Annotated in this window: 22 protein-coding genes; 10 read left to right on the top strand and 12 right to left on the bottom strand. The window is 67.7% G+C overall.

Annotated elements, in window-relative coordinates:
• Window positions 1-355 precede the first annotated feature (355 nt).
• The 3 genes from aceA to metE all read left to right on the top strand — a co-directional run bounded on the left by aceA (window position 356) and on the right by metE (window position 5036).
• Window positions 356-1645, top strand: a complete 1290-nt coding sequence (gene aceA / locus J2X34_RS01760) for an isocitrate lyase (RefSeq protein WP_114718956.1) — start codon at window positions 356-358, stop codon at window positions 1643-1645.
• 90 nt (window positions 1646-1735) lie between these two features.
• Window positions 1736-2632, top strand: coding sequence for a 3-hydroxybutyryl-CoA dehydrogenase (locus tag J2X34_RS01755; RefSeq protein ID WP_114718647.1), 897 nt, complete (start codon window positions 1736-1738; stop codon window positions 2630-2632).
• Between the two features lie 115 nt (window positions 2633-2747).
• Window positions 2748-5036 (top strand): 5-methyltetrahydropteroyltriglutamate--homocysteine S-methyltransferase, encoded by a 2289-nt coding sequence (gene metE / locus J2X34_RS01750; RefSeq protein WP_114718648.1) that lies wholly within the window; start codon window positions 2748-2750, stop codon window positions 5034-5036.
• An 84-nt stretch (window positions 5037-5120) separates the two neighbouring features.
• On the opposite strand, the gene J2X34_RS01745 is transcribed toward metE, so the two are convergent.
• Window positions 5121-6653, bottom strand: a complete 1533-nt coding sequence (locus J2X34_RS01745; protein WP_429515979.1) for a cellulase family glycosylhydrolase — start codon at window positions 6651-6653, stop codon at window positions 5121-5123.
• 197 nt (window positions 6654-6850) lie between these two features.
• On the opposite strand from J2X34_RS01745, the gene J2X34_RS01740 reads away from it, so the two are divergent.
• Together J2X34_RS01740 and J2X34_RS01735 are read left to right on the top strand one after the other, a co-directional pair.
• Window positions 6851-7891: an NAD(P)-dependent alcohol dehydrogenase gene (locus J2X34_RS01740; protein WP_429515978.1), complete on the top strand. Its 1041-nt coding sequence runs from the start codon at window positions 6851-6853 to the stop codon at window positions 7889-7891.
• An 86-nt stretch (window positions 7892-7977) separates the two neighbouring features.
• A complete protein-coding gene (locus J2X34_RS01735; RefSeq protein WP_114718651.1) occupies window positions 7978-8199 on the top strand; it encodes a hypothetical protein in 222 nt (73 codons plus the stop codon).
• 7 nt (window positions 8200-8206) lie between these two features.
• Here the strand turns inward: J2X34_RS01735 and J2X34_RS01730 are convergent, their stop codons facing one another.
• From J2X34_RS01730 to J2X34_RS01685, 10 genes are all read right to left on the bottom strand, one after another.
• On the bottom strand, window positions 8207-9070 hold the full coding sequence (locus J2X34_RS01730) for a polyphosphate kinase 2 family protein (RefSeq protein ID WP_429516173.1): 864 nt from the start codon (window positions 9068-9070) through the stop codon (window positions 8207-8209).
• Between the two features lie 35 nt (window positions 9071-9105).
• Entirely contained in the window at window positions 9106-9666 is a 561-nt protein-coding gene (locus J2X34_RS01725) for a histidine phosphatase family protein (protein ID WP_174912692.1), read from the bottom strand.
• Complete coding sequence (locus J2X34_RS01720; protein ID WP_174912689.1) at window positions 9663-10769, bottom strand: ABC transporter ATP-binding protein; 1107 nt, start codon at window positions 10767-10769, stop codon at window positions 9663-9665. The genes J2X34_RS01725 and J2X34_RS01720 overlap by 4 nt, the downstream gene beginning before the upstream one ends.
• A gap of 32 nt (window positions 10770-10801) precedes the next feature.
• A complete protein-coding gene (locus tag J2X34_RS01715; protein ID WP_114718654.1) occupies window positions 10802-12466 on the bottom strand; it encodes an ABC transporter permease in 1665 nt (554 codons plus the stop codon).
• Entirely contained in the window at window positions 12450-13478 is a 1029-nt protein-coding gene (locus J2X34_RS01710; protein WP_114718655.1) for an ABC transporter substrate-binding protein, read from the bottom strand. The genes J2X34_RS01715 and J2X34_RS01710 overlap by 17 nt, the downstream gene beginning before the upstream one ends.
• On the bottom strand, window positions 13475-15043 hold the full coding sequence (locus J2X34_RS01705) for a tyrosine-protein phosphatase (protein ID WP_429515977.1): 1569 nt from the start codon (window positions 15041-15043) through the stop codon (window positions 13475-13477). The genes J2X34_RS01710 and J2X34_RS01705 overlap by 4 nt, the downstream gene beginning before the upstream one ends.
• 122 nt (window positions 15044-15165) lie before the next feature.
• Window positions 15166-16026, bottom strand: coding sequence for a MurR/RpiR family transcriptional regulator (locus J2X34_RS01700; RefSeq protein WP_217487154.1), 861 nt, complete (start codon window positions 16024-16026; stop codon window positions 15166-15168).
• A gap of 131 nt (window positions 16027-16157) precedes the next feature.
• Entirely contained in the window at window positions 16158-17531 is a 1374-nt protein-coding gene (locus J2X34_RS01695) for an ABC1 kinase family protein (protein WP_429515976.1), read from the bottom strand.
• 77 nt (window positions 17532-17608) lie between these two features.
• The gene (locus tag J2X34_RS01690; protein ID WP_114718658.1) at window positions 17609-17962 is read right to left on the bottom strand and encodes a DUF4873 domain-containing protein; all 354 of its coding nucleotides are present in this window, start codon (window positions 17960-17962) and stop codon (window positions 17609-17611) included.
• 41 nt (window positions 17963-18003) lie between these two features.
• A complete protein-coding gene (locus J2X34_RS01685; RefSeq protein ID WP_114718659.1) occupies window positions 18004-18750 on the bottom strand; it encodes a TetR/AcrR family transcriptional regulator in 747 nt (248 codons plus the stop codon).
• Between the two features lie 234 nt (window positions 18751-18984).
• Between J2X34_RS01685 and J2X34_RS01680 the strand changes: the two genes are divergently transcribed.
• The 3 genes from J2X34_RS01680 to J2X34_RS01670 all read left to right on the top strand — a co-directional run bounded on the left by J2X34_RS01680 (window position 18985) and on the right by J2X34_RS01670 (window position 21655).
• Window positions 18985-20196 carry a DUF445 domain-containing protein gene (locus J2X34_RS01680; protein ID WP_429516172.1) on the top strand — a complete coding sequence of 404 codons (1212 nt, stop codon included), beginning with the start codon at window positions 18985-18987 and terminating at the stop codon, window positions 20194-20196.
• 105 nt (window positions 20197-20301) lie between these two features.
• Window positions 20302-20784, top strand: a complete 483-nt coding sequence (locus tag J2X34_RS01675) for a helix-turn-helix domain-containing protein (protein WP_254622631.1) — start codon at window positions 20302-20304, stop codon at window positions 20782-20784.
• On the top strand, window positions 20777-21655 hold the full coding sequence (locus tag J2X34_RS01670; protein ID WP_114718660.1) for a heparin-binding hemagglutinin: 879 nt from the start codon (window positions 20777-20779) through the stop codon (window positions 21653-21655). The genes J2X34_RS01675 and J2X34_RS01670 overlap by 8 nt, the downstream gene beginning before the upstream one ends.
• Before the next feature lie 81 nt (window positions 21656-21736).
• On the opposite strand, the gene J2X34_RS01665 is transcribed toward J2X34_RS01670, so the two are convergent.
• Window positions 21737-23134 carry a flavin-containing monooxygenase gene (locus J2X34_RS01665; RefSeq protein ID WP_429515975.1) on the bottom strand — a complete coding sequence of 466 codons (1398 nt, stop codon included), beginning with the start codon at window positions 23132-23134 and terminating at the stop codon, window positions 21737-21739.
• 155 nt (window positions 23135-23289) lie between these two features.
• On the opposite strand from J2X34_RS01665, the gene J2X34_RS01660 reads away from it, so the two are divergent.
• Window positions 23290-23583 (top strand): DUF2516 family protein, encoded by a 294-nt coding sequence (locus tag J2X34_RS01660; RefSeq protein WP_114718662.1) that lies wholly within the window; start codon window positions 23290-23292, stop codon window positions 23581-23583.
• Window positions 23584-23763: 180 nt separating this feature from the next.
• Window positions 23764-24699, top strand: coding sequence for an AurF N-oxygenase family protein (locus tag J2X34_RS01655; RefSeq protein ID WP_429515974.1), 936 nt, complete (start codon window positions 23764-23766; stop codon window positions 24697-24699).
• The last annotated feature ends 83 nt before the right edge of the window (window positions 24700-24782 follow it).

The raw sequence follows: 24782 nt of genomic DNA, 5'->3' as shown, positions 1-24782 counted from the left end.
GCCCTCACAGGATCCTTCGCAACCCGGCCGGGGACGTCCGTCTGTGTCGGTGCCCACGTGTCCGATTTCACGTTCCGCTTGCCGCCGGGAATCGCCGGCGAACCCCGAGGTAGATGCCTACTTGCGGGTAACTTTCGGTACCTACTCGGCGGTAACCCAAGCAACTGCTTGGCTCTGCAAAAATTAGCAAGCTTTGCAGATTGAAATGAAAAGCTAGCGAAGATTGGCATTAGCAACAGGTAGACGGCGGTTTTCGTCTGTGCCATTGTCGGTTTGTACATCCGAACGGCCTGGCAACGATGTGAAGCAGTACATCCGTACCGGGCAAAGCAGCAGAGAAGAAGTGGAGCTTTCGATGTCGACGACCGGTACTCCGAAGACCGCCGAGCAGATCCAGCAGGACTGGGACACCAACCCGCGCTGGAAGGGCGTCACCCGCAACTACACCGCGGAGCAGGTCGTCAAGCTCCAGGGCACCGTGGTCGAAGAGGCCACCCTCGCCCGCCGCGGCTCCGAGATCCTCTGGGATCTCGTGAACAACGAGGACTACATCAACTCGCTGGGCGCCCTCACCGGCAACCAGGCGGTCCAGCAGGTCCGTGCGGGCCTCAAGGCCATCTACCTCTCCGGGTGGCAGGTCGCCGGCGACGCGAACCTCTCCGGCCACACCTACCCGGACCAGAGCCTGTACCCGGCCAACTCCGTGCCGCAGGTCGTCCGCCGCATCAACAACGCGCTGCTGCGCGCCGACGAGATCGCCAAGGTCGAGGGTGACACCTCGGTCGACAACTGGCTCGCTCCGATCGTCGCGGACGGCGAGGCCGGCTTCGGTGGCGCGCTCAACGTCTACGAGCTGCAGAAGGCCATGATCGCGGCCGGTGTCGCCGGTTCGCACTGGGAGGACCAGCTCGCGTCGGAGAAGAAGTGCGGCCACCTCGGTGGCAAGGTGCTCATCCCCACCCAGCAGCACATCCGCACCCTGACCTCGGCTCGTCTCGCGGCCGACGTCGCCGACGTCCCGACGGTCGTCATCGCCCGCACCGACGCCGAGGCCGCCACGCTGCTGACCTCCGACGTCGACGAGCGTGACCGCGAGTTCCTCGACGGCACCCGCACGGCCGAGGGCTTCTACGGCGTCAAGAACGGCATCGAGCCCTGCATCGCTCGCGCCAAGGCCTACGCCCCGTACTCCGACCTCATCTGGATGGAGACCGGTGTGCCGGACCTCGAGGTCGCGAAGAAGTTCGCCGAGGCCGTCCGCAGCGAGTTCCCGGACCAGCTGCTCGCCTACAACTGCTCGCCGTCTTTCAACTGGAAGGCGCACCTGGACGACTCGACCATCGCGAAGTTCCAGAAGGAGCTCGGCGCGATGGGCTTCAAGTTCCAGTTCATCACGCTGGCCGGCTTCCACTCGCTCAACTACGGCATGTTCGACCTGGCTCACGGCTACGCCCGCGAGGGCATGACCGCCTTCGTCGACCTGCAGGAGCGCGAGTTCAAGGCTGCCGAGGAGCGCGGCTTCACCGCCATCAAGCACCAGCGTGAGGTCGGCGCCGGCTACTTCGACAGCATCGCCACCACGGTCGACCCGAACACCTCCACGGCTGCCCTGAAGGGCTCCACCGAAGAGGGCCAGTTCCACTAGGCCCTCGCCCCGAGGGAGGGATCGGCGGGGTGTCCTCCACGCTGATCCCTCCCGAGGGACCCGACCTCCACTATCCGAAAAGGAGCTGACGTGACCAGCGAAAAGATTCAGCGCGTCGGCGTGATCGGCGCCGGCATCATGGGTTCCGGAATCGCCGAGGTGTGCGCCCGTGCACACGTCGACGTGCTGGTGTTCGAGCAGACCCGCGAACTCGCGGCGGCAGGACGCTCGCGCATCCTGCGCTCGCTCGATCGCGGAGTGAGCAGTGGCAAGATCACCGAGCGGGAGCGGGAGCAGGCCGCCTGGCGGCTGCGCTTCACCTCCGATCTCGGCGACTTCGCCGACCGGCAGCTCGTAGTGGAGGCCGTCGTCGAGGACGAGAAGATCAAGAGTGAGATCTTCACCGAACTCGACTCGATCGTGACGGACCCGGACGCGGTGCTCGCGTCGAACACGTCGTCCATCCCGATCATGAAGCTGGGTATCGCCACCAAGGCGCCGGAGCGTGTGATCGGCATGCACTTCTTCAACCCGGTGCCCGTCCTTCCGCTCGTCGAGCTGGTCACCACGCTCAAGACCAGCCCCGCGGTGTCGGAGCGAGCGGAGGCGTTCGCGAGTGAGCTGCTCGGCAAGCAGGTCGTGCGTTCGGCGGACCGTTCCGGTTTCGTCGTCAACGCCCTGCTGGTGCCGTACCTGCTCTCCGCGATCCGCATGGTGGAGTCCGGCTTCGCCACCAAGGAAGACGTCGACAAGGCGATGGTGCTCGGATGTGCGCACCCGATGGGTCCGCTCGCGCTGACCGATCTGGTGGGACTTGACACCGTCAAGTCGATCGCCGACTCGATGTACGAGGAGTTCAAGGAGCCGCTGTACTCGGCCCCGCCACTGCTGCTGCGGATGGTCGAGGCAGGGCTCGTCGGCAAGAAGTCGGGTGCCGGCTTCTACGAATACGCCGACAACGGCCGTGTCACCAAAAAGGCAAGCTAGACAGCACTTTACGGCAACACCAGCCCGCTCCTCGGCGCCCGTGCGCCTTCTCCGCACTCTCGGCAGCGGAAAAGGCGTACGGGCGCAAGGTGCTTGAAGGGAAAGGTCGATCCGCATGTCCGCCGCAAACACCGCCGGGTACGGATCCAGCGTCCTCGGATACCCCCGCATCGGGCCCCGTCGCGAGCTCAAGCGGGCCCTCGAGGCCTACTGGCACGGGACCGGCACCAAGGCCGAACTCGTCTCCGTCGCACAGGAACTGCAGGAGCAGACGTGGAGCGAGCTGGCCGCCACCGGGCTGACGCAGGTTCCCGGCAACACGTTCTCGTACTACGACCACGTGCTCGACAACGCGCTGCTGTTCGGTGCGGTCCCGGAGCGTTTCGCCCCGCTGCAGGGTGAGCTCGACCCACTCGACTTCTACTTCACGATGGCTCGCGGCCGGCCCGACTTCCCGCCGCTCGAGCTGGTGCGCTTCTTCGGCACCAACTACCACTACCGTCAGCCCGAGCTGGACGAGCGCACCACCTTCGAACTGCATTCGGAGACGCTGTTCGACGAGTTCGAGCGGGCCAAGGCGCTCGGTATCGAGCTGCGACCGGTGGTTCTCGGGCCGATCTCGCTGCTGCTGCTGTCGAAGATCGCACCCGGATCCACCCAGGAGGGGTTCACGACCCTCGATCTGCTCGATCAGCTCCTGCCGCAGTACGAGAAGCTGTTCGCGCAGCTCGCCAAGGCCGGTGCCACGTGCATCCAGCTCGACGAGCCGTGCTTCACCGAGGACCGGTCCCCCGAGGAGTTGGCAGCGCTCGGCCGCACGTACGAGACGCTCGCACACGCCCCGCTGCGTCCGCGCATCCTCGTCACCGGACCGTACGGACACCTCGGCGACGCGCTGCCGATCCTGGCTGCCACCCCCGTCGAGGCGCTCGGCCTGGACCTGATCAACGGCCGCATCACCGCCGAGGAACTCGCGAAGATCCCCGGCATCAGGCGCAAGCGGATCTACGCCGGCATCGTCGACGGCCGCAACGTGTGGCGCGTCGACCGGTTCAACACCCTGACCTACCTCAACCAGATCAAGGACGTCGTCCCGGATCTGGTCGTGTCGACGTCGTGCTCGCTGCTGCACGTCCCGTACGACGTGCTCATGGAGTACGACATGCCCGGTGACGTCGCCGACCGCCTCGCCTTCGCGAAGCAGAAGGTCGGCGAGGTGGTCTCGCTCGCGAAGGCGCTCACCGAGGGTCCGTCGGACCGTTGGCGCAAGAAGCCGACGTCGGTGCACTTCAAGCAGAAGCACGACGTCCGGGCGCGGGTCAATGCGATCACGTCCGCGCACCGCGTCCGCGCACCATACGAGGAGCGTCGCGTCGCGCAGCAGGCCCGGCTGAACCTGCCGTCGGTGCCGGCGACCACACTGGGCTCGTTCCCGCAGACCGATGCGATCCGTCAGGCCCGCTACGACCTGGGCCAGGGGCGTCTCGGCTGGGACGAGTACTACAAGCGCATCCAGGACGAGATCGCCCGCACCATCGCGTTGCAGGAGGACATCGGCCTGGACGTGTTCGTGCACGGCGAGCACGAGCGCAACGACATGATCCAGTACTTCGCGGAGTTGCTCGACGGCTACGCGTTCACCCACAACGGCTGGGTGCAGGCGTACGGTTCGCGGTGCACGCGCCCGCCGGTGCTGTACGGCGACGTCCGGCGGCCCGAGCCGATGACGGTGGAGTGGATCTCGTACGCGCAGTCGCTCACCGACAAGCCGGTCAAGGGCATGCTCACCGGTCCGGTCACGATGCTGGCGCGCTCGTTCGTGCGCCAGGACCAGCCGCTGCACGAGACCGCGGACCAGTTGGCGCTCGCGATCCGGGACGAGATCGCCGACCTCGAGGCCGCGGGCATCGCGATCATCCAGGTCGACGAGCCGGCCATCCGGGAACTGTTGCCGCTGCGGGAAACCGGGCGCAAGGAGTACCTGGACTGGGCGGTCGACGCGTTCCGTCTCGCGACGGGCGGTGCCAAGCCGGAAACGCAGATCCACACGCACCTGACGTACTCGGGCCAGCGGTCGGTGGTCGACGCGATCGAGCGACTCGACGCCGACGTCACCGCGATCGTCGCGACGCGTTCGATCGGCTGGGTACTCGACGCGATCAAGGAGAAGGCGCTCACGCACGGCGTCGGACCCGGTGTGTACGAGAGCCGTTCGGCGCGGATCCCCGACATCGACGAACTCGACGCCCTGCTCACCGAGGCCGCCGAATCGGTGGACCTCGACCGGCTGTGGGCGAACCCCGACGGCGGGCTCAAGACCCGCCACTACTGGCAGCTCGAGCCGTCGCTGCGCAACCTGGTTGCGGCGGCCCGGCGCTTGCGGCGGCGTGCCGCGCAGGGGTAGGCGCGCCGATCGAGCAGTGCACCGGGACCGGACCGTCTGCGGGTCCGGTCCCGGTGCGCTGTCTTCTCTGCGGTGACGCTGCGGCTAGGACCCGGCGCTGCTGGATGACCCGGCGCTGCCGGATGACCCGGAACTACCGAGTGACCCGGTGCTGCCCGACGATCCCGTGCTGATCGGCCCGTCCGGCACCTCGGCCCCCGGCGACCCGGGCCGGTGGACCTTCACGGTCACCGGTCCACTGCCGTCGGCGGCGACGGTGACGATGCGGGCACCGGCCGCGGACGTCACGTGTCCGCCGTCCACCTGCACCTCGTAGCCGTCGGGGTAGTGCAGGTCGGAGACGTAGATCTCGGTGGGCCGCGTCGCCACCCGCGGCGTGTACCGGTAGGCGAAGTCGCCGTTGTCGGCGTCGAAGATCATCCGACCGGGATCGCCCGCCGTGGCCTGCGGGTAGGTCCGAACGAGCTGCCGGCCGACGTCGCCGAGGAACGGGTCGGTGACGTTGTTCGACCCGAAATGCCAGTACTGCCAGCCGATGAAGCGTTCGTCGGCGCGCGCGAGGGTGTTCCGGAGGACGGTCGCGTCGCCGTCGCCGAACTCGGTGACCACGGTCGGGATGTCGGCGCGCGCAGTGATCGCGTCGATGTGGGACCACGTGAGGTCCTGTTGTGGGACGCAGAGGCTGCGCAGGGCCTCGGGCAGCCCGAGATAGATGGCAAGTTGGCTGGGGATGCAGTAGTCGTGCGGCGCGAAGACGATGTCCGGATCACTCAGGGCCGGGGTCCTGGGTGGGTTGGCGAGATTGGACGGCATCATCTGGTTCCACGTGACGTTCGGCTCCCAGTACACGGGGATCGTCGGATTCTCGGCGCGGACGGCATCCGTCAGCTTCTGCATCGCGCCCTGGTACTTGCGGTCGAAGTCGGGGCACCCGTTGGGGAAGCAGGTCAGGAACGGCGAGCCGGGCCAGGGTTCGTTCATGAGTTCTATGCCCATCACGCCCGGTTTGCCCTCCACTCGCGCGGCCAGTGCGCCGAGCGCGGTGCCGAGATAGTCGAGCGCGCCGTGCGTGTTGTTCCAGACCTCGTCCCAGCCGGCATTCATGCTCGGCATCACGTAGTACAGCGGGAAGCCGGGATTCGGTTCCCATGCCTCCGGCCGCGACTCGATCGCCCACGCGGGGAATCCGTTGCCGCCCCACGGCTTCGAGAGCCCGTCCTGATGATTGTCGAGCAGAACGTGGATGCCGCGCGCGGTGAGTGCGTCGACCACTCCGGTGATCCGGTCGAGGTAGGCGTCGTCGATCTGCCCCCGGGCGGGCATGAGCGCGTCGAATGAGGTCCCGAGCCTTACCGTGTTGAAGCCGTGCTCGACGAGCATGTCCACGTCTCGGGACGTGAGGGTCTCACCCGGCGGCAGGTACGGGGCATCCTTGTCGACGTTGTTGACACCGTGCAGCAGCACCGTCCGGCCGTAGCCGTCGACGAGTTGCGTCCCCTCGGCGTGCAATGCGGTCGCGGGCGTGGACGGTGGTTGCGCGGCGGCCGTGCCGCCCGTGGTGAGGAAGAGCGCGGACGCCGCGATGACCGCTGCGAACGCTGAGCCAGGTTTACACATTCGATCCCTCGGTTCACGTTGGGTGAGAAACTCTCGGGCAAGATGTGGACAACTGTTCAGTTGTGGCGATGCTAGAGCGGCGGAAGTCGCGTGCGGGGCGTTTCGGTGGAATTGGTCCCGGGGTATCGGCGCAGGTCAGTGGATTTCCGGCGGCGCCCGTTGTGTGTCACTCCCCGATGACGGGTAGGCATGTACGCATGCTTACCGTCTCCGCCTACGCCGCGAACTCTGCCGACGCGCCCCTCGAGAAGACCACCATCGAACGTCGTGACGTCGGTCCGCACGACGTCCTCATCGAGATCAAGTACGCGGGTATCTGTCACTCGGACATCCACACCGCGCGCAACGAGTGGGGTGCGACCAGCTATCCCGTCGTGCCGGGCCACGAGATCGCCGGCATCGTCACCGAGGTCGGATCCGAGGTGACCCGGCACGCCGTCGGTGACCGCGTCGGCGTCGGCTGCTTCGTCGACTCGTGCCGCGCCTGCGCCAGCTGTGAGGCCGGTGAGGAGCAGTACTGCGAGAACGGCGTCGTCGACACCTACAACACCGTCGGTCGTGACGGAAAGCGCACGGCCGGTGGATATTCCACGCACGTCGTCGTGAACGAAGAGTTCGTTCTGTCGATCCCCGACGGCCTCGCGCTCGATGTCGCGGCACCGCTGCTGTGCGCCGGCATCACGCTGTACTCGCCGCTCGCCCACTGGGGTGCCGGCCCGGGTAAGAAGGTCGCGATCGTCGGCCTGGGCGGTCTCGGCCACATCGGCGTCAAGATCGCGCACGCGATGGGCGCCGAGGTGACCGTGCTCAGTCAGTCGCTGAGCAAGAAGGACGACGGCGTGCGCTTCGGCGCCGACCACTACTACGCGACTGCGGAGAAGGAGACCTTCAAGACGCTGCGCGGCCGGTTCGACCTGATCCTCAACACCGTGTCGGTGAACCTCGACATGGACCGGTACCTGTCGATGCTCGCGGTCGACGGCACCCTCGTCGAGCTGGGGCTGCCCGAGAATCCGATCAGCGTCCGCGGATTCTCGCTGCTCAAGAACCGGCGCAGCCTCGCGGGCTCGCTCGTCGGCGGCATCCCGCAGACGCAGGAGATGCTCGACTTCTGCGCCGCGCACGGCATCGGTGCGGAGATCGAGGTGATCCCGGCCGAGAAGATCAACGAGGCCTACGACCGCGTCGTCGCCAGCGATGTGCGATACCGGTTCGTGATCGACGCGGCCACTTTCTGATATTTGCCGTACCTGTTGCCCCTCCTCGATGCGGCGTAGTTTCGTGTCACAGGCCTCGAAGCCCGACATCGAGGAGGGAGCATCAAATGACTCTGAACGACTTCGCAGGGTGGGCCGGATACGCACTGGCCCTGGTCGGCATCGCCACGCTCGGACTGTTCCTCGTTGCCGCAGGCGGCGGATTCGCGGGATGGGCCCTGATCGCCGGGCTGGTCAGCTTCCTGTGCCTGGCCGGATCGGCATTGATCTTCGGCGGGGTCACCCACCACGACCACAAGGTGCACCACAGCACGCCGCACATGCTGTAGACGGTCGTCAGGAGCGCGCCAGGCGCTCCTTCTCGACGTCGATGTCGAACTCGGCCTCGGGCCAGTCCAGGTCGAGCCGGGACAGTGCGTCGATCAACAGTTCCGTCACCGCAATTCTGCTGTACCACTTGCGATCACATGGCACGACGTACCACGGTGCGTACTCGGTGGACGTCTTGTCCAGCATCGCCTGATATGCCTGCTGGTACTGCGGCCACAGCGCACGCTCGGTGACGTCGCCCGGGTTGTACTTCCAGTACTTGTCGCGACGCTCCAGGCGCTCGGCGAGTCGCGCCTTCTGCTCGTCGAGCGAGACGAACATCGCGACCTTCACCAACGTCGTGCCGCTGTAGACCAGTTCGCGCTCGAACTGGTTGATCTCGTCGTAGCGTCCGCGCCACACCTCCGGTGGCACGAGGTCGTGGACACGAACCACCAGGACGTCCTCGTAGTGGGACCGGTCGAACACCCCCAACTGGCCGCCGCGGGGGAGGGCCTTGTTGATCCGCCACAGGTAGTGGTGGCGCTTCTCCTCCGGCGTCGGCACCCCGAACGCGGCATGGTCGACGCCCTGCGGATCGACATGGCCGATGACGTGCCGGACCATGCCGCCCTTGCCCGCGGTGTCCATGCCCTGCAGGATCAGCAGCACCGAACGCTTGTCTCCTAAGCGGCCGTTGGCGTACAGCTTCTCCTGCAGCGCCGACAGCGCCGCGCCGCGTTCCTCGAGCATCCGCTCGCCGTCGGCCTTGTTGCCAGTGAAGCCCGGGGTGGTCTTGGCGTCGATCTTCGCGACCTTCGTGTGCGGTCCGGCGCGAAGCGCCTCGGCCGCCGGTGTGGTCCACAGTGCGCTCTGCGAGTCCGCTCCCATGAATCCGAACTGTGCCACAGGCAGGGGTGTGCGGCTCACGCTTCGACGAGGTTGATCTCGCGCACGGCCCATCGGCCCTCGGTGTGGGCCAGGGTGGTCACCGAACCGTTGAGGATCCGCGGTGCCGGGGCCGGCATCAGGGCGGTGAGCGTCGCACGGATGAGCGCGCCGTGCGCAACGACGATCACCGGCTCGCCCCGCTGCGTGCGCGCGATCGCGTCGAGCGCGGACAGGCCTCGGGCGGTGAGCGACTCCGTCGACTCCTGGCCGGGGAACACGCCGTCCGGCCACGCTCTCAGCGCCTGCTCCCGGGTGAGGCCCTCGGCGAGACCGTAGGTTCGCTCGACGAGGAGTTCGCTCGTTTCGGCCCGTCCCAGCCCGAGTTCGAGCCCGATGATCGCGGCGGTCTCGGCCGCCCGGCGCAGGGGCGACGCGAGTATCGCGCCCCAACCGTCGGCGCCGAGCACGCGCGCGGCGGAGCGTGCCTGCTGCCGGCCGACATCGTCGAGTGGGACATTGCTCGACCCCTGCAGTCTGTCGGTGCGGTTCCAGTCCGTGCGGCCGTGCCGCACCAGCGCGACGGCGGTGCCGCTCATCCCGAGACCTTCAGAGCGTCGGCGCACGACATGTCGGTGGGGCGCTCGCCGTCGACCTCCGACGGTGCCGGGTAGAACAACGCGCGTCGTACCGCGAGCGACACCCGATCGCCCACCGCCGGCCGGATACCCCGGACCGAGCAACGGAAGTCCTTGCCGTGCTGGGTGACGATGACATCGGAGCTGTCCCGCCCGAACAGTGAGGACATCACGATGCCCGCGCCGTCCGTGGTTGCGGGGGTGAGATCGATGTCGCCGGGTAGGACGGCAAGGGTGCCGCGCCCGGGAGTTGTGGGCCCGAGTCTGGTGAGATCCACCCGGAACGGGAACTCGTCGGCGTCGAAGCATCCGTCGCCGACCCGTCCGTCGACGAGGTTGGCGTCGGACAGGAAACGCGCGACGAACGTCGAGGCCGGCTGCGAGACCAACTCCTCGGGTGTCCCGACCTGCGCGATGGCGCCACCGTCGAGGACGACGACTCGATCGGCGAGCGCCAGGGCCTCGGCGCGGTCGTGGGTCACGTGCACGACCGTGAGCGAGGCCGCCCGGGTCAGGGTCCGCAGCTCCAGTCGAAGGCGGTCCCGCAGCGGCTCGTCCAGCGCCGACAGTGCCTCGTCGAGCAGCAGGGCGTGAGGCTCGGACGCCAGCGCCCGCGCGAGTGCCACCCGCTGCCGCTGTCCACCGGAAAGTGTTGCCGGATTACGATTCTCGTATCCGGAGAGTCCCACCATGTCCAGCACGCCCGCCACCTTCCGGGACCGGTCGGACCGCGGCACGCCGGCCATCTCGAGAGGGTAGGAGACGTTGCGGCCGACGCTGCGGTGCGGCCAGATCGCGTGCTGCTGGAAGACCATGCCCAGCCCACGTCCTTCCGGGGGCACCGAACGACCGGCGCCGGCGACGACCTGCGAACCCAATCGCACCGTGCCTGCAGTGGGACGGAGGAATCCGGCGATCGTCCGCAACAGCGTGGTCTTTCCGGAGCCGGACGGCCCGACCAGCGCGACGAACTCGCCGTCCTCGACGTCGAGGTCGACGCCGCGCAGTCCTACGGTGCCGTTCGGGTACGCCAGTTCGACGCCCTTCAGTGAGATCGCGGACATGGTTGTGGGGCCTCCGTTTTCGTCGGTCGGGGTCAGTGGGAATGGCGGGTGGACGCCGCGATACCGAGGGCCGCGGTACCGACGGCCACCACGATCAGGGACAGCGCGGACGCGGCGTTGTAGTCGCCGGCCTGCTGCAGGTTGAAGATCGACACTCCGAGTGTCTGGGTTCCTGGCGCGACGAGCAGGACCGACATGGTGAGTTCACGGACCGCGGTCAACGCCACCAGGACGCCACCGGTCATCGCGGCCGGCACCGCCATCTTCCACGGCACGTCGTGCAGCGCCCGCACCTGGGATGCCCCCGAGATCCGGGCGGCCTCCTCCAGCGCGGTGGGGGTCGACGTCAACGGCCCCCGGACCGCCTGGACCACGATCGCGACGAACGCTGTCACGTAGGCGCACAGGATCACCCAGACGGTGTCGAAGAGGCCGGTGTAGCGGCCGATGATCAGCCAGCCGACCGCGATGACGAGTCCCGGCATAGCCTGCGGCAGCATCACGACGAGGTCGAGGCCGACGTTGCTCCGGTTGCGGGTCCGCGTCGTGAGCACTCCGACGGCCAGTCCGGCGACCGCGCACACGACACCCGCTCCCACTGCCAGCATCACCGAGTTCTGCACCCCTACCAACGTTCCCGGCGCGGTGACGGCGTTGACGAGGTTGTCGATCGTGAGGTTGTCCCAGGTCAGTGGGACTCCCGGTGCGGGCAGGAGGGCCTGGGTCGCGAGCGCCGCGATCGGCAGCAGTGTCAGGGCGAGGCCCGCCACCCACACGGCGACGGTGGTCGGGATCCGGGCGGCGCCCAACGGCAGCAACTGTCCCTCGGTCACGGGGCCGTCGAGCTGTTGCGCGCGCCGCGAGAGCAGGCGGTCGATGCAGACGGCAGCGGCGGCGAGCACGAGCAGCGCGATCCCGATGGTCGACACCACCTCGAGGGGACTGTCGACGGTGCCGGACTGGATGTAGCGGTACACCATCGTCGAGAGGGTGACATAGCGCTCGGGCAGGCCGACGAGGGCCGGGATGCCGAAATCGGCCAGGTTCGACACGGCGGTGAGGGTGAACGCCGCGAGAAGCGCGGGGCGGAGCAACGGCAGCGTCACCGTGAGCGCTGCCCGCCACGGCGAGGCGCCGGCGATGCGGGCGGCCTGCTCGAGGTCGCCCGGCACCTTGCGCAGCGCCGCGGAAATGATCAGGTAGGCCATGGGATACGAGTGCACGGTCAGCAGGAACACCACCCCGTCGCCGCCGTAGATGTTCCACAGCGGACCACCGAACGCACCGGTCCACAACTTGTTGATCGTGCCACTGGGCCCGAACAGGCCGGTCCACGCGATCGCACCCACGAAGGGAGGAATGAGCAACGGGCTCAACAGGATCAGGCGCAGCACCCGGCGGCCGGGCAGGTCCGTGCGATCCAGCGACAGTGCCATCGCCGTCGCGACCAGCACGGCGAGCACCGCAGAGAGGCCGGCGGAAACGACACTGTTGCGGGCCGCGGTGACGATGCCGCCGTCGACGAGTTCACCGACGTGGTTGCCGCCGAGACCGAGAGCGACGACAGCGACGAGCGGCGCAACGATGAGGGCGCCCGCGAACAGCCACAGGACTATCCGCGGTACCGTCGTCGAATCGAACCGTTGCCCGGGACGGGTCCGGGCAACGGCATTGGTCGAACTACTTGACGAGGGCATTGAACTTCTTGACGGCGTCGGCCTGGATCTCGGTGATCTGCTGCAGGTTCGGGGTCAGCAGCGTGAGGCTGTCCAGGCTCGGAGCGTTCGCGGGCGTGCCGACGTCACCGCGGACCGGCAGGTACTGCTGGGAGACGGCGAGTTCCTGGCCCTTCTTGCCGACCAGGAAGTCCACGAACTTTTTCGCCGCGGCCGCGTTGTCGGAGTCCTTGAAGATGCCGGCCGGCTGCGTGATGTACGGGACACCGTCGGTGGGGTAGGACACAGCGATGGGGGAGCCCTTCGCCGCGAGTTCACGCACCAGGTAGTCGACGACGACACCGATCGGTTGGGTGCCGGCCGCGACGGCCTGAGCCACCGGGCCGTTGCTCTCGGCCACCACCGGATCGTTGGCGGTGAGGCCCTCGATCCAGGCCTCGCCGAGGGAGTCGGTGCTCATCCAGACCGCGGTGTTGAACGCCGCGGCTCCCGAGACGTCCGGATTGGGGAGAGTGATCTTGCCGGCGTACTGCGGATCGGCCAGCTCCTTCCACGAGGTGGGTGGGGCGGACACCGCACCGGTGTTGTACGCGATCACCGTCGGAATGATGCGGGTACCCACGTAGAAGCCGTCGGGATCGACGACGTTCGGGTCGAGCGACGACGCGTCCGCCGGTGTGTACTGCAGCAGAAGGTCGTCCTTCTTGAACCCCTCGAAGGTGGGGGCGTCGGCGGCGAGGAGCACGTCCGCGCCGATCTTGCCGGTGGCGCGTTCGGACGAGATCCGGGCGTTCAGGTCGCCCGTCCCGGCGCGGTAGATCTGGACGTCGATGCCCGGGTTCTCCTCTTCGAACGCCGCGGCGATCGCGTCGATCTTGGCCTGAGGCTCGGAAGTGTAGACAGTGAGCGATCCACTGCCCGAACCGGACTCGGACGGCGCGGCGGCGGGCGCCTCGGGCTCCGAGCAGGCGGCGACGGAGGCGACGGTCGCACCGAGGGCGACGCCGGCGAGAACTTTACGAAGACGGGTCATTTCGAACTCCTGATCGGCTGTTTCTGGAACGGTGGGTCGTAGGGCAGTGCAGCGGGAACGGGGCGACGGCGACGCTCGGGGACGACGGTCGTTCCGGGTGCGGCCCGGAACAGCACGTCCGGGTCGGTCAGGGGAATCGGCACGCAACTCGAACCCTGGTCGTCGAGACGCAGAACCGAGAACGACGGCGAGTCCAGGCCGACCACCGTGCCTGCGCTGGCGCCGGTGTCCTGCAGGTAGGCCAGGGAACCTCCCACCCAGACCGGGATGTCGCCGAGGGCCCCGCTCATCGGGTGGTGGAAGTGCCCGGCGAGGATCACCCGGACGTCGGTGCCGCGCAGGGCGCATGCGAGTCGCTCGGGTGCGGCGAGTTCGCGGCCCACGAGCGCGGCCGCGGCGGCCCGGATCGGGGGATGGTGCATCGCGAGGACCGTCCCCGCGGCAGTGGGTTCAGCGAGAGTGGCGACGAGCCAGTCGATCTCGCTGTCCGGAAGCGACCCGGTGCTGGTGTCGAGACCCACGATTCGATATCCGCGGGCCTCGACGACGCGGTCGGCGCCGAACGTGGCTGCGAACAGATCGGGGTGATCGTGGTTTCCGGGTACCGGCAGGACCGGGCAGCCGAGTCGTGCGCGCATGTCCTCGACGGCCTCGGCCAGTCGTGGATAGGCGTCGAATTCTCCTGACTGACAGAGATCTCCGGTGATCACGACCGCGTCGGGCCGAAGAGCCGAGCCCAGGACGGTGTCCGTCACCTGCCGGAGACGGTCGGTGCCGTCGACGCGCCGGTACAGCGCACCGCTCGCGGTCGCGTGTACGTCGGAGACGTGAAGCACGGTCAGCCGTTGCCCGCCGCACAGGCGATCCCGCAGCGCCGCGAGATCGGTGTCCGTGAAGCCGTGGGCGCGCAGGTAGTCGTCCACCGAGCCGTACACGTCGCGGAGTTCGGCCAGCGCGCGTTCGAGTGCGGGGGCAGGTGACTCGAGATGCAGTTCCAGGCTCTGCTGCCGTTCGTGCTCGTCGAGTTCCCGCTGCGCCAGCAACTGCCGCGCGGCCTTCTCGCGGTGCGGACGAACCTGGTTGCCGGACAACGCGTAATCGGCGAGGACGTCCGCCTCGGGTGAGCCGACCGCGGTGAGAGCGACGGCCACCACCAGACCGGTGCGATCCTTGCCGGCCGTGCAGTGGACCAGAACGGGCCCGGGTGACTGGGCGATCGCCCGCAGCGCGTCGACGATCCGGTGACCGCGGTCGTGGAGAAGTCCGCGATACACCGAATCGATGTCCCCGTGCGACGGGGCGCCGAACGCCGGGTCGTACAACGGGATCCCGACGACGTTCCAGGACCGTGCGGTCGAGCTCGGGTTCTTCTCGGATTCGTCACGCAGATCCACGACGGTGCGGATGCCCGTCGACAGCAGGGCGTCCACGCCGGCCGGCTCGAGTCGGTCGAGCGCTGCGGAGCGGAAAAGCCTGCCGGATCCCACCGGGCCGCAAGCGGCGTCGCGCACGTTGTACGTGCCCGGCGCATCGATCGGAATCAATGTCCACCCTTCCTCTTTCATCGCTCCAACAGGTTTGGAACGACGTTTCACGGAAGGTGATGTTGGTCGGCGGGGCTGAACGCTCGACGCGCGTCGTGCGACGAGACGGAGTCGGCTCGATTAACAATGGGCCGCGGCCCCCGTCACGCCGACGGCAGATCTTCGCTCAGTGCGTCGGCGACCACCTCACGCGCCGCGGAGTCCAGTGGCCTCGACTCGGGGTGGCACAGGATCGCGCGGTGCAGCGCGTACAGGATGACGGACTGGCTGATCCGGCTGGCGAACGAATCGGCGTCGTTCTCGCGCAGACCGGCTCCGGCCCATAGGACGGGGTCGGCGAGACGTGTCAAGGGGGAATGCGCGTAGCTGGTCACCGCGATCACCGTCGCGCCGCGGTCGGCTGCCGCCGTGCAGGCCCGCAGCGTGTGCGTGTTCGCGCCGGAGTAGCTCACCGCGAGGCAGGTGTCACCGGCCGCGAGGAGTCGAGCCGAGAACTGTTGGGCCAGAATGTCGACGGGTGCCTCGACACTGCGACCCGCGGTGACGAAGCGCAGTGCCGCGTCCTGGATGGGAGGGGAGGAGAACCCGTTTCCGAGCATGAGAACCCGGTCGGCGCGAATCAGCGACGTGACGGCCCGGTCGAAGGCGTCGCCGTCGACGTTCGCGCGAGTTGCCACCAGAGCGTCGCTCGCCGCCGAGAAGGCCTCGTCCAACGGTGTCGACGGAGTCCCCGACTCGCTGGACGACACCCGCGCCAGTTCGAGGCGCAGGTGCTGGAATCCGCGGAACCCCAGACGCTGACACCCGCGGATCACCGTCGCCGGCGACGTCCCCGACAGCGCGGCCAACTCGGCTGTCGACATGTCCACCACGGCCTGCGGTCGGGACAGGATCGCCCGGGCCACGAGTTGCTCGCGCGGGCCGAGGGTCGTCAGACCTGCCCGGATCCGTGCGAGGGTGGGACTCTGCGGCGTCTCCACGCCACCCGACATGTGTTGCAGCATTGGGCCTCCCGTGTGTCCGGCTGCGAGCGACTGGTCACGCTAGTGGACGCCGTGGGGCCGCGGAGCAGCGGTGGACGGACTTCACAGGAAGGCAATCTTCCGTTCGTGCTACGTTCGTCCGCCGGGACGCGTCAGAGGGTGAGTCTCCACTGCTCCTCGGCCGCACCGAGTTCGGTGGCCGCCGGATCGTCGTACACCCACTCCCGGCCGATGCGGTGCCAGTTGGCGCTCGCGTCGAGTTGGCCCAGAACCCCGAACGTGAGGAAATCGGCCCGCCTCGAGAACAGATGCTCGGGAGGCAGGCTCTGGGTCTTCATGCCCGAGAACTCCGACGCGCGCGGGTCGATCGCCAGCAGGAAGCCCGTGCTCGCCATTTCCGGGGTGATCGCGATGTCGGCGTCCACCAGGTTCCATTCCGCGGCGGCGTAGACGTAGTCGAGGCACTCGTCCGGCGTCACCTCCGCCGCAGGAGAGATGACACCGCGCTGCACCATCAGCGCGTGCAGGTCGTCCTTGCGGCCCTCGGTCGCCGCGCGCAGGCAGCTCTTCTCGAACTCGACGTGCTCGGCGTCCATGCTGTTGAACAGTCCGAAGTCCACGAACCCCACACGGCCGTCGTCCCCGAGCAGCACGTTTCCGGGATGCGGGTCTCCGCAGAACTCGTGATAGCGGTACAGCGAACCGATGTAGAAGCGAAAGATGATCTCGCCGATCCGGTTTCGCTCCCGCTGGGGGAGTTCGCGGATGCCGGCGAAACCGGTGCCGCCGAAGAACTCGCTCACCAGCACGCGGTGGGTGCTCAGCTCCGGAATGCTGTCCGGGACCGCGATGAAGGGGTGGTTCGCGTACAACTGCGCGATCTTGCGCTGGGTGAGTGCCTCGCGCTCGTAGTCCAGCTCGCCCTCGAAATTGAGGCGCAACTCGTTCAGCAGCGCGGGCGTCGACAACGTCGGAACCGTCGACTTCCAGATCTTGAGGAACATCGTGAGGTTCTTCATGTCGGCGCGGATCGCGGCGTCGATGCCCGGGTACTGCACCTTGACCGCGACGTCGCGGCCGTCGTGCAGCCGGGCCCGGTAGACCTGACCGATCGACGCGGCGGCCACCGCCTCGGGGTCGAACTCCGCGAAGACGTCGCCGAGGGGGCGTCCGTAGTCGGCCTCGATCACATCGCGCATCGTCTCGAACGACGTCGTCGGCGCCTGATCCCGCAGTGCCGCGAGCTTGCGCTGGAACTCCTCCCGGTGCTCCTCGGGAACGAGGTCGAGATCGAGGATCGACAGCATCTGTCCCAGCTTCATCGCCACGCCCTTCATGCTCCCGAGGACCGTGACGAGCTGGTCGGCGGCGGCGATCGCGGACTTCTCCGCCAGGCGCGCGCGGACCTCCTCGGACCGGCCGACCATCGACACCCGGGTGCCGGCGCTACGGATGGCGCGACCGGCGGCGACCTGGCCTAACTTCGATCCCCGCACGAGGCGGGACGTGGGAACCTTGTCGGCCAACGAAGACCTCCGGATGCGAGAAGCGACGGCGGAAGGGGTGCCTCGGCGGGTGCTGTGCCTGCGTGCAACAGGTCACACTAGAGCAGCCCCTCGGTGTCCTCCATGACGGGGAAAGGGGGCCGGGTCAGCCCGTCGACCATGTGGCTGCCCCACAGGTCCAGGTCGCTGACCGCGGCCACGCCGGTGCCCTCCGCGGTGCCGATCGTCAATTCCGTCCCGGCGGGCACGGCGACGTCGCCACCGAGCGCGGCCGTCAGTTCGCGGACGCGCCCGCGCCACACGAACCGACCGCTGATGGGCTCGAAGTTGCCCGAGAGTTCGACGTCGACGATGACGGGACGATGCCCGCCGACGGTGACCTGGGCGGGGCCCCGGTAGCCGGCCGGTTCGTCGTCGTGGTGCTCGTCGCGCGGGTCGGTGAAGTCGGTCACACCGCCAGAATACTTGTTACCGGCGGTAACACAAGATCTGATCAGTCGGTCTGGTCCGGCTTCTCGCGTAGCGGATGCGGCACCGACTTGAACCGCGCCGGCGACCCGTTGGACGCCGCGATGCCCGCGATGCCGCCCCACGTCATCATCACCAGGTAGTCGATGAGGTCGTCCGTCGACATCGACTTGTTCGAGATCCACCAGTGCGTCGCCAGCTGGACCGCACCCACCACGCCGTACGCCCACGGCACGGATCCGCCGGAGTCCATGTCCATGCTCCGCAGCCGCTCGCCGAGCACCGTCGCGAGCAGCTCCGCGATCATCCGCTCGGAGTCGGCGACCACATCGCGATTGGGCCCCGAGCTGTTGGCCATCACGTACAGATAGACGTCCGGGTCCGCCGCGACCGTCTCGACGTAGGCCGAGATCGCGACACGAGTGAGGTCGTACTCGTCGAGATCCTCGCCGATCGCCTCGTACATGCGCGGCGCGAGAATCGTCTCGACGTATCGCATCATGGTCGCGCTGGTGAGGTCGTTCTTGTCGGTGAAGTAGCGGTACAGCACCGTCTTGGAGACGCCGATCTCCGACGCGATGTCGTCCATGCCGATGTCGCGGCCCCGGGAGCGGATGGCCGCGATCGTGCCGTCCACGAGTTCCTCGCGGCGCGCGATCTTGTGTTCGCGCCAACGACGCTTGCGCCCGTCGGGCTTCTCGCTCTTGCCGGTCGTCTCGGATTCGGTTGTCTGTAGATCTGCGGTTTGCTTCGGCACTGGGTTTCGCCACATCCGTTCGGGGTTGATCCAGAAGGTCAGCTTAATGTGCCGACAGGTAGGAGTGACGTCTATCTCCGCGGTGTGATCACGGATTTCGGCACAATGACGAGTGTGCAGCCCGTGCAGCCCGTGCAGTCGCCCCCGGCCCCGCTTCCGTCCGAGAAGCGGCCGCGGCCGGTGCCGTCATCCGCGTCCACGTTCGCCGGCGTCTTCGACGACGACGCCAAACGTCGCGACCTCCGGAAGATGAAGGCGATCGCGACCGGATTCCTGGTGTTCGCGACCGTCGTCTACCTCTTCTGCCGATGGCAGGAGTCCCGCGGTGCGGGCGCGTGGGTCGGGTACGTCAGGGCGGCGTCCGAGGCCGGTATGGTCGGCGCGCTCGCCGACTGGTTCGCGGTGACCGCGCTGTTCCGGCATCCGCTGGGGCTGAAGATCCCGCACACCGCGATCATCAAACGGAAGAAGGATCAGCTGGGGGAGAGCCTCAGCAACTTCGTCGGCGACAACTTCCTGGCCCCCGAGGTGGTGTCGGCGAAGGTCGAGAACGCGCAGATCCCGCTGCGGGTCGGCACGTGGATGGCCGAGCCCGCGCACGCACAGCGCGTCGCGGCCGAAACCGCGACCCTGCTGCGCGGCGTGGTCGAGGTCCTCAACGACGACGACGTCACCGCGATCATCGACAACACCATCGTCCGACGGATCGCCGAGCCCGACTGGGGGCCGCCGATCGGCAAGGTCCTCGCCGAGCTGCTGCGCGAGAACCGGCAGATGCCGCTGCTGGACCTGCTGGCCGAGCGCGCGCACCAGTGGGCGTTGAACAGCCAGGAGACGATCGACCGCATCATCAGCCGGGATTCGCCGTCGTGGTCGCCCAAGTTCGTCGACGCGATGCTCGGCGAGAAGATCTACCGCGAGCTCGTCGAGTTCACGTGGAAGGTCCGGTCCAACCCCGAACACGAGGTGCGGCTGGCGGCCAACCGCTTCCTGATCGACTTCGCGGACGACCTCCAGAACGACCCGGCCACGATCGCGAAGGCCGAGTCGATCAAGGCCGAGATCATGGGCCGCGAGGAGATCACCGGACTCGCCGCCGCGACATGGCGGGTCGCCAAGCGGCTCATCATGGAATCCGTCGACGACCCCGACAGCACGCTGCGCCGCAAGGTCGCCGAGAACGTCGCGAGCCTGGGTGAGCGCCTCCGGGACGACGCCACGCTGCGCGCCAAGGTCGACGGCTGGTTGCTCTCCGGCACCCGGTACGTCGCCGAGAACTACACCGACGAGATCACCGCGATCATCACCGAGACCGTGCAGCGGTGGGATGCCGAGGAGGCGAGCCGCAAGATCGAGCTGCAGGTCGGTCGGGATCTGCAGTTCATCCGCATCAACGGCACCGTGGTCGGTGCCCTCGCGGGCCTGGCGATCTACACGATCTCGCAGCTCATGTTCGGCTGATCGGGGCCGCTCTCCGGCACACCTCGAGGCAAGTGCTAGCAAAGTGCTTGCAATTGTTAGCACCCTGTTCTACCGTGGGGTTTGCGCACAGAACAGGGAGTACTGATGGCCGACGAGCCCGACGACATGAGTGGTGCCGCGCGAGTCGTGAGCAACGCTGCTCAGGACATCGGCAGCTTCATCCGTTCACAGCGGGAAGCGGCGCAGGTGTCCTTACGTCAGCTCGCACAACTCGCCGGCGTCAGCAATCCCTATCTGAGTCAGATCGAACGCGGACTGCGAAAGCCGTCCGCCGACGTCCTCGCTCAGATCGCGAAGGGTTTGCGGGTGTCGTCCGAGGTCCTGTACATGCAGGCCGGATTCCTCGAACAACGCCCACACAGCCCGGTCCGGGACGCGCTACTGGCCGACGGTGCCATCACCGAGCGGCAGAAGCAGGTGCTCCTCGAGATCTACGAGTCGTTCTGTCGCGAGAACGACCCGAAACAGTCCGAATCCGCCGATCAGGCTCCGGGGGGTGTGGCCGACTCGGACGACGAAGAGCACGAGATCGCAGATCCACTCGACAGGAGATCCGAGAATGACTGATCCGAAGATCATCGAAAACGTGAAGACCCCGTTCTACGCCGCCGTCGGTACCGGTGACCTCGTGGTCCAGGCCGTCGCCGACGTCGTGTCCCAGGTGCGCTCGCGCGCCGAGAACACCAACACCGACATGTCCGAGCGCATCGAGGAGGCCCGCGAGCGCTGGGCCAACCTGCCCGGCGAGGTGTCCGAGGGCGTCGAGCAGCTGCGCGAGCGGCTCGCCGCGCTGCCGTCCGAGCTGCCCGAGGAGCTCGCCGAGCTGCGCGAGCGCTTCACCGCCGACGAGCTGCGCAAGGTCGCCGAGGCGTACCTGAAGGTGGCGTCCGACCTATACGTCTCCCTGGCCGAGCGCGGCGAGGAGACTGTCGACCGCATCCGCAAGCAGCCGGCCGTCGAGGAGCAGCTGGGGCGCGCCGAGGCCGTCTTCGGCGACGCCGTCGAACTGACCGAGGAAGCACTCGGCACCGTGGCTCGTCAGACCCGCGAACTCGGAGAGCAGGCCGCCAAGCTCGCCGGTCGCGCGGCCGGCCGCATCAGCGACGCCGCCGACGAGGCTGCCGTGGTGCTGTCGGAGACCAGCGACAGCGTCGCGGAACGCCTGTCCGAGACCGGCGACTCGGTCGCCAGCCGCGTCGTGGGCGCCGGTGAGCGTGCGGAGGCCACGTCGGAGGCTGCCGCCGGGCGGGTCGAGGCCGCAGCACCGAAGGCCACCCCGGCCCCCGCGAAGAAGGCCACGCCCGCACCCGCGGCGAAGAAGGCTGCGCCGGCCAAGGCTGCGGCTCCCAAGCCTGCCCCTGCCAAGACCACCCCGGCTGCCGCCGCGAAGAAGGCCCCGGCCGCCAAGAAGGCTCCGACGAAGAAGACCACGGACTGATATTTCTCCGGGGGTCGTCGCGCCCTCCGGACTCTCGCAACGAACCCGGGGCGCCTCTGTCGAGGCGCCCCGGGTTCGTCGTCAACGCAGGCCGAGGAGCGGGCGGGTGAGACGTTCGACCAGCGTCGGGTTCTTCTTCCGGGACCGGGCTTCCTTCAGCGCGCGCCGATAGCGCCAGAAATCGACCTGCATCGTGTGGCGCTCGGACCGGACGTATCGGTGCGCGAGCGCGGCCTGATCGGTAGCGATCCAGTCCCGCATCTCGGCGTCGGACGGGAGCTGCGAGGCTCCCGTGATCAGATCGCCCACCCAGTCCGACTGGAGCTCTACCAGCGAAATGTTCGATCCCACCGTCTGGATGAAGCCGATGAAGAACAGGCCGGGCCGATCCGGCGTCAGCACCCGTTGATACAGCGGCATCGAGTTTCCGGCGGGGTCGTACACGTCCGGGGCGAGGAACGGCAACGACACCCGGTAACCGGTCGCGTACACGACGACGTCGACGTGCTCGCGACTGCCGTCGACGAAACGAACGCTGTCGCCGTCGAGACGGTCGACGTCGGGCTTGATCGTGATGTCGCCGTGCCCGACCCGGTCGTACAGCTCCGAGGACACCGTGGGGTGCGCGCTCAGTAGCCGGTGGTCCGGCTTCGGGAGCCCGCGGTCCTGCGGCCGGCCGGTGCTGAGCCGGATGAGCATCTCGTAGAGCTTGCGTTCCACGGGAAAGGGGATGTACGCGAAGAGCGGGGACGTGAACTGGTCGATGGGCCGACCGAAGGCGTACTTCGGGATCACATGAACCCCGTGCCGCGTCGACAGGTACACGTTGCGGGCCACCCGCGACGCCTCGCACGAGATGTCCATCCCTGAGTTGCCGACGCCGACGACGAGGACGTCCCTGCCCTCGAACATCGACGGTTCCACGTACTCGTGCGCGTGCAGGGACCGGCCCGAGAACGAGCCGGCGAACTGCGGTTGCTTGGGCACACCGTGGTGTCCGGTCGCCACCAACACGGAGCGGTAGGTGCGGGTCCGACCGCCGTCGGTCGTGACCGCCCACCCCTGACGGCCAGGGAGTCCGTCACCGGGCAGCGGTTCGATCCGCGTCACCGGCGATCGGAACGTGATGCGCTCCACGAGTCCGTTGTCCTCGGCGAACTTCTGGAAGTACTGCGCCATCAGGGTGTGGTGCGGGAAGTCGGGCCAGTGCTCGGGCATCGGGTACGACGGGTACTGGGTCAGCGGCCGCGAACTGTTGAGGTGCAGGGTCTCGTACGCCGCCGAGCCGTCGTTGTCGTTGTCGATGCGCCACAGGCCGCCGACCATCGACCCCTTCTCGAACCAGTCGAATGTGATGCCTCGGTCGGCCATCGCCTTGCCTGCGGCCAGGCCCGCGGGACCCGCCCCGACGACGCAGGCGTCCGCGTCGAAGGTCTGTGCGGAGTTGTCGGTGGCCGCGCTGCGTGGAGTGGGTGCCATGACGCCTGCCGATCCTGTTGGTCGCGCCGGTACCCATCAGTGTGTCATGTGCCACAGCATCCGGCGGGCGCCTTCGTCATCGGCCGGCCGTCTCCCGCGATTTCGTACCTCACGGTGCGGAGGACGGCGCGGCGACGGCTCCGTAGAATGGAATCGTGACTATCGCTGGCGGTCTCATCGGGCTGATCCTGTTCGCGCTGAAGCTGGTTGCCTTGGCCGGGGCTGCTTTCGCGATTTTTCATGCGGCGCGGCAGCGCAAGGACGCGTTCACTGCGGTGGACAAGTTGAGTAAGCCGATCTGGCTCGGCATCCTGGTGGCCGCCCTGCTCGTGGTGTTCCTGTTCGGCCCGGTCAACATGCTCGGACTCATCGGAGTGGTCGCCATCTGCGTGTACCTCGTCGACGTCCGCCCGCGGGTCGACGACATCCAGCGTGGACCTCGCTGGTAGCCGTCCGCTCCCGCTCCAACCATCTGTTGACGATAAGTTACAGATAAACCTTGACAATGCTCATTGTGACAGTGTTATCGTCGATTCGTGCCCGGATGCGGGCGTGTCCCGCCTCTTTTCCCAGCGTATGACCTGCGTGAACGCGACGAGTGCGAACGCCGGCCCGAGCAGGAGTTGACGATGTCGATCACTCATCACCGGGAGTCCACCGAAGCCCGGCAGTCTCGTCACATGCGGGTGGGGGATCGGCAGGACACCGCGGCGCGACTGCTCGCGTCGGCCGCGCGCAAGTCGTACGATCCGCTCGTCGAGGTCGACTGGCAAGCGCCCGTCCCCGAGGATCTCTACGGCATGACCCCCGAGTGGTGCAGCCTGTACGGCACCGAATTGTGGGAGCGGATGACCGAGGAGCAGCGGATCACCCTCACCCAGCACGAGGCGGCGAGCGTCGCCGGCACCGGGATCTGGTTCGAGATGATCCTCATGCAGATGCTGCTGCGTGACATCTACTCGCACGATCCGTCCACCCCGCACGTGCAGTTCGCGCTCAACGAGATCGCCGACGAGTGCCGCCACTCCACGATGTTCGCGCGCTCGGCGCAGCGTTTCGGTATCCCGTCGTACCGGCCGAAGCGGTGGATCCTCAACTCCGCCCGGCTGTTCAAGTCGACGGCCTCGGGATCACTCGCCTACGGCGGCACGCTGTTCGCCGAGGAGATCCTCGACATGATGCAGCGCGACTTCATGAAGGACGAGCGGGTGCAGCCGATCACGCGGACCGTGAGCAAGATTCATGTGCTCGAGGAGGCCCGGCACATCAAGTTCGCGCGCGAGGAGACCGTCCGACGAGTCAGGACGTTGTCGCGTCCCAAGCGCGCCTATCAGCGTCTGGTGCTGGGTGTCACCGCGTACTTCATCGTCACGTGCCTCGTGAACGAGCAGGTCTACGCGGCGGCCGGACTCGACGTCGACGAAGCCGAGCTGGCGGCGAGGAACAACGCGCACTACCACGAGATGATCCGCGAGGGTTCCCGCAAGACCGTCGAGTTCCTCGACGAGTGCGGGCTGATCGGCGGACCGTCGAAGGCGCTGCTGCGCCGGGCGCACGTCATCTAGTGCCCACGCTCACCGCGATAGAATTTCCCACACCGTCGACCGCGCCGGAACCGCTGACGCCGTCGCGGTCCCAGTGGGGAAGG

The sequence above is a fragment of the Rhodococcus sp. BE178 genome (genome assembly GCF_050433545.1).
GTDB lineage: Bacteria > Actinomycetota > Actinomycetes > Mycobacteriales > Mycobacteriaceae > Prescottella.
Note: the sequence above shows the minus strand (reverse complement) of the source record. Positions and strands in the feature narration are given on the sequence as shown.

Excerpts from the sequence above, each read along its gene's own strand:
- aceA (WP_114718956.1), top strand. The coding sequence starts at position 356 with ATGTCGACGACCGGTACTCCGAAGACCGCCGAGCAGATCCAGCAGGAC.
- metE (WP_114718648.1), top strand. The coding sequence starts at position 2,748 with ATGTCCGCCGCAAACACCGCCGGGTACGGATCCAGCGTCCTCGGATAC.
- J2X34_RS01745 (WP_429515979.1), bottom strand. The coding sequence starts at position 6,653 with ATGTGTAAACCTGGCTCAGCGTTCGCAGCGGTCATCGCGGCGTCCGCG.
- J2X34_RS01740 (WP_429515978.1), top strand. The coding sequence starts at position 6,851 with ATGCTTACCGTCTCCGCCTACGCCGCGAACTCTGCCGACGCGCCCCTC.
- J2X34_RS01735 (WP_114718651.1), top strand. The coding sequence starts at position 7,978 with ATGACTCTGAACGACTTCGCAGGGTGGGCCGGATACGCACTGGCCCTG.
- J2X34_RS01730 (WP_429516173.1), bottom strand. The coding sequence starts at position 9,070 with ATGGGAGCGGACTCGCAGAGCGCACTGTGGACCACACCGGCGGCCGAG.
- J2X34_RS01725 (WP_174912692.1), bottom strand. The coding sequence starts at position 9,666 with ATGAGCGGCACCGCCGTCGCGCTGGTGCGGCACGGCCGCACGGACTGG.
- J2X34_RS01720 (WP_174912689.1), bottom strand. The coding sequence starts at position 10,769 with ATGTCCGCGATCTCACTGAAGGGCGTCGAACTGGCGTACCCGAACGGC.
- J2X34_RS01715 (WP_114718654.1), bottom strand. The coding sequence starts at position 12,466 with ATGCCCTCGTCAAGTAGTTCGACCAATGCCGTTGCCCGGACCCGTCCC.
- J2X34_RS01710 (WP_114718655.1), bottom strand. The coding sequence starts at position 13,478 with ATGACCCGTCTTCGTAAAGTTCTCGCCGGCGTCGCCCTCGGTGCGACC.
- J2X34_RS01705 (WP_429515977.1), bottom strand. The coding sequence starts at position 15,043 with ATGAAAGAGGAAGGGTGGACATTGATTCCGATCGATGCGCCGGGCACG.
- J2X34_RS01700 (WP_217487154.1), bottom strand. The coding sequence starts at position 16,026 with ATGCTGCAACACATGTCGGGTGGCGTGGAGACGCCGCAGAGTCCCACC.
- J2X34_RS01685 (WP_114718659.1), bottom strand. The coding sequence starts at position 18,750 with ATGTGGCGAAACCCAGTGCCGAAGCAAACCGCAGATCTACAGACAACC.
- J2X34_RS01680 (WP_429516172.1), top strand. The coding sequence starts at position 18,985 with ATGAAGGCGATCGCGACCGGATTCCTGGTGTTCGCGACCGTCGTCTAC.
- J2X34_RS01675 (WP_254622631.1), top strand. The coding sequence starts at position 20,302 with ATGGCCGACGAGCCCGACGACATGAGTGGTGCCGCGCGAGTCGTGAGC.
- J2X34_RS01670 (WP_114718660.1), top strand. The coding sequence starts at position 20,777 with ATGACTGATCCGAAGATCATCGAAAACGTGAAGACCCCGTTCTACGCC.
- J2X34_RS01665 (WP_429515975.1), bottom strand. The coding sequence starts at position 23,134 with ATGGCACCCACTCCACGCAGCGCGGCCACCGACAACTCCGCACAGACC.
- J2X34_RS01655 (WP_429515974.1), top strand. The coding sequence starts at position 23,764 with ATGTCGATCACTCATCACCGGGAGTCCACCGAAGCCCGGCAGTCTCGT.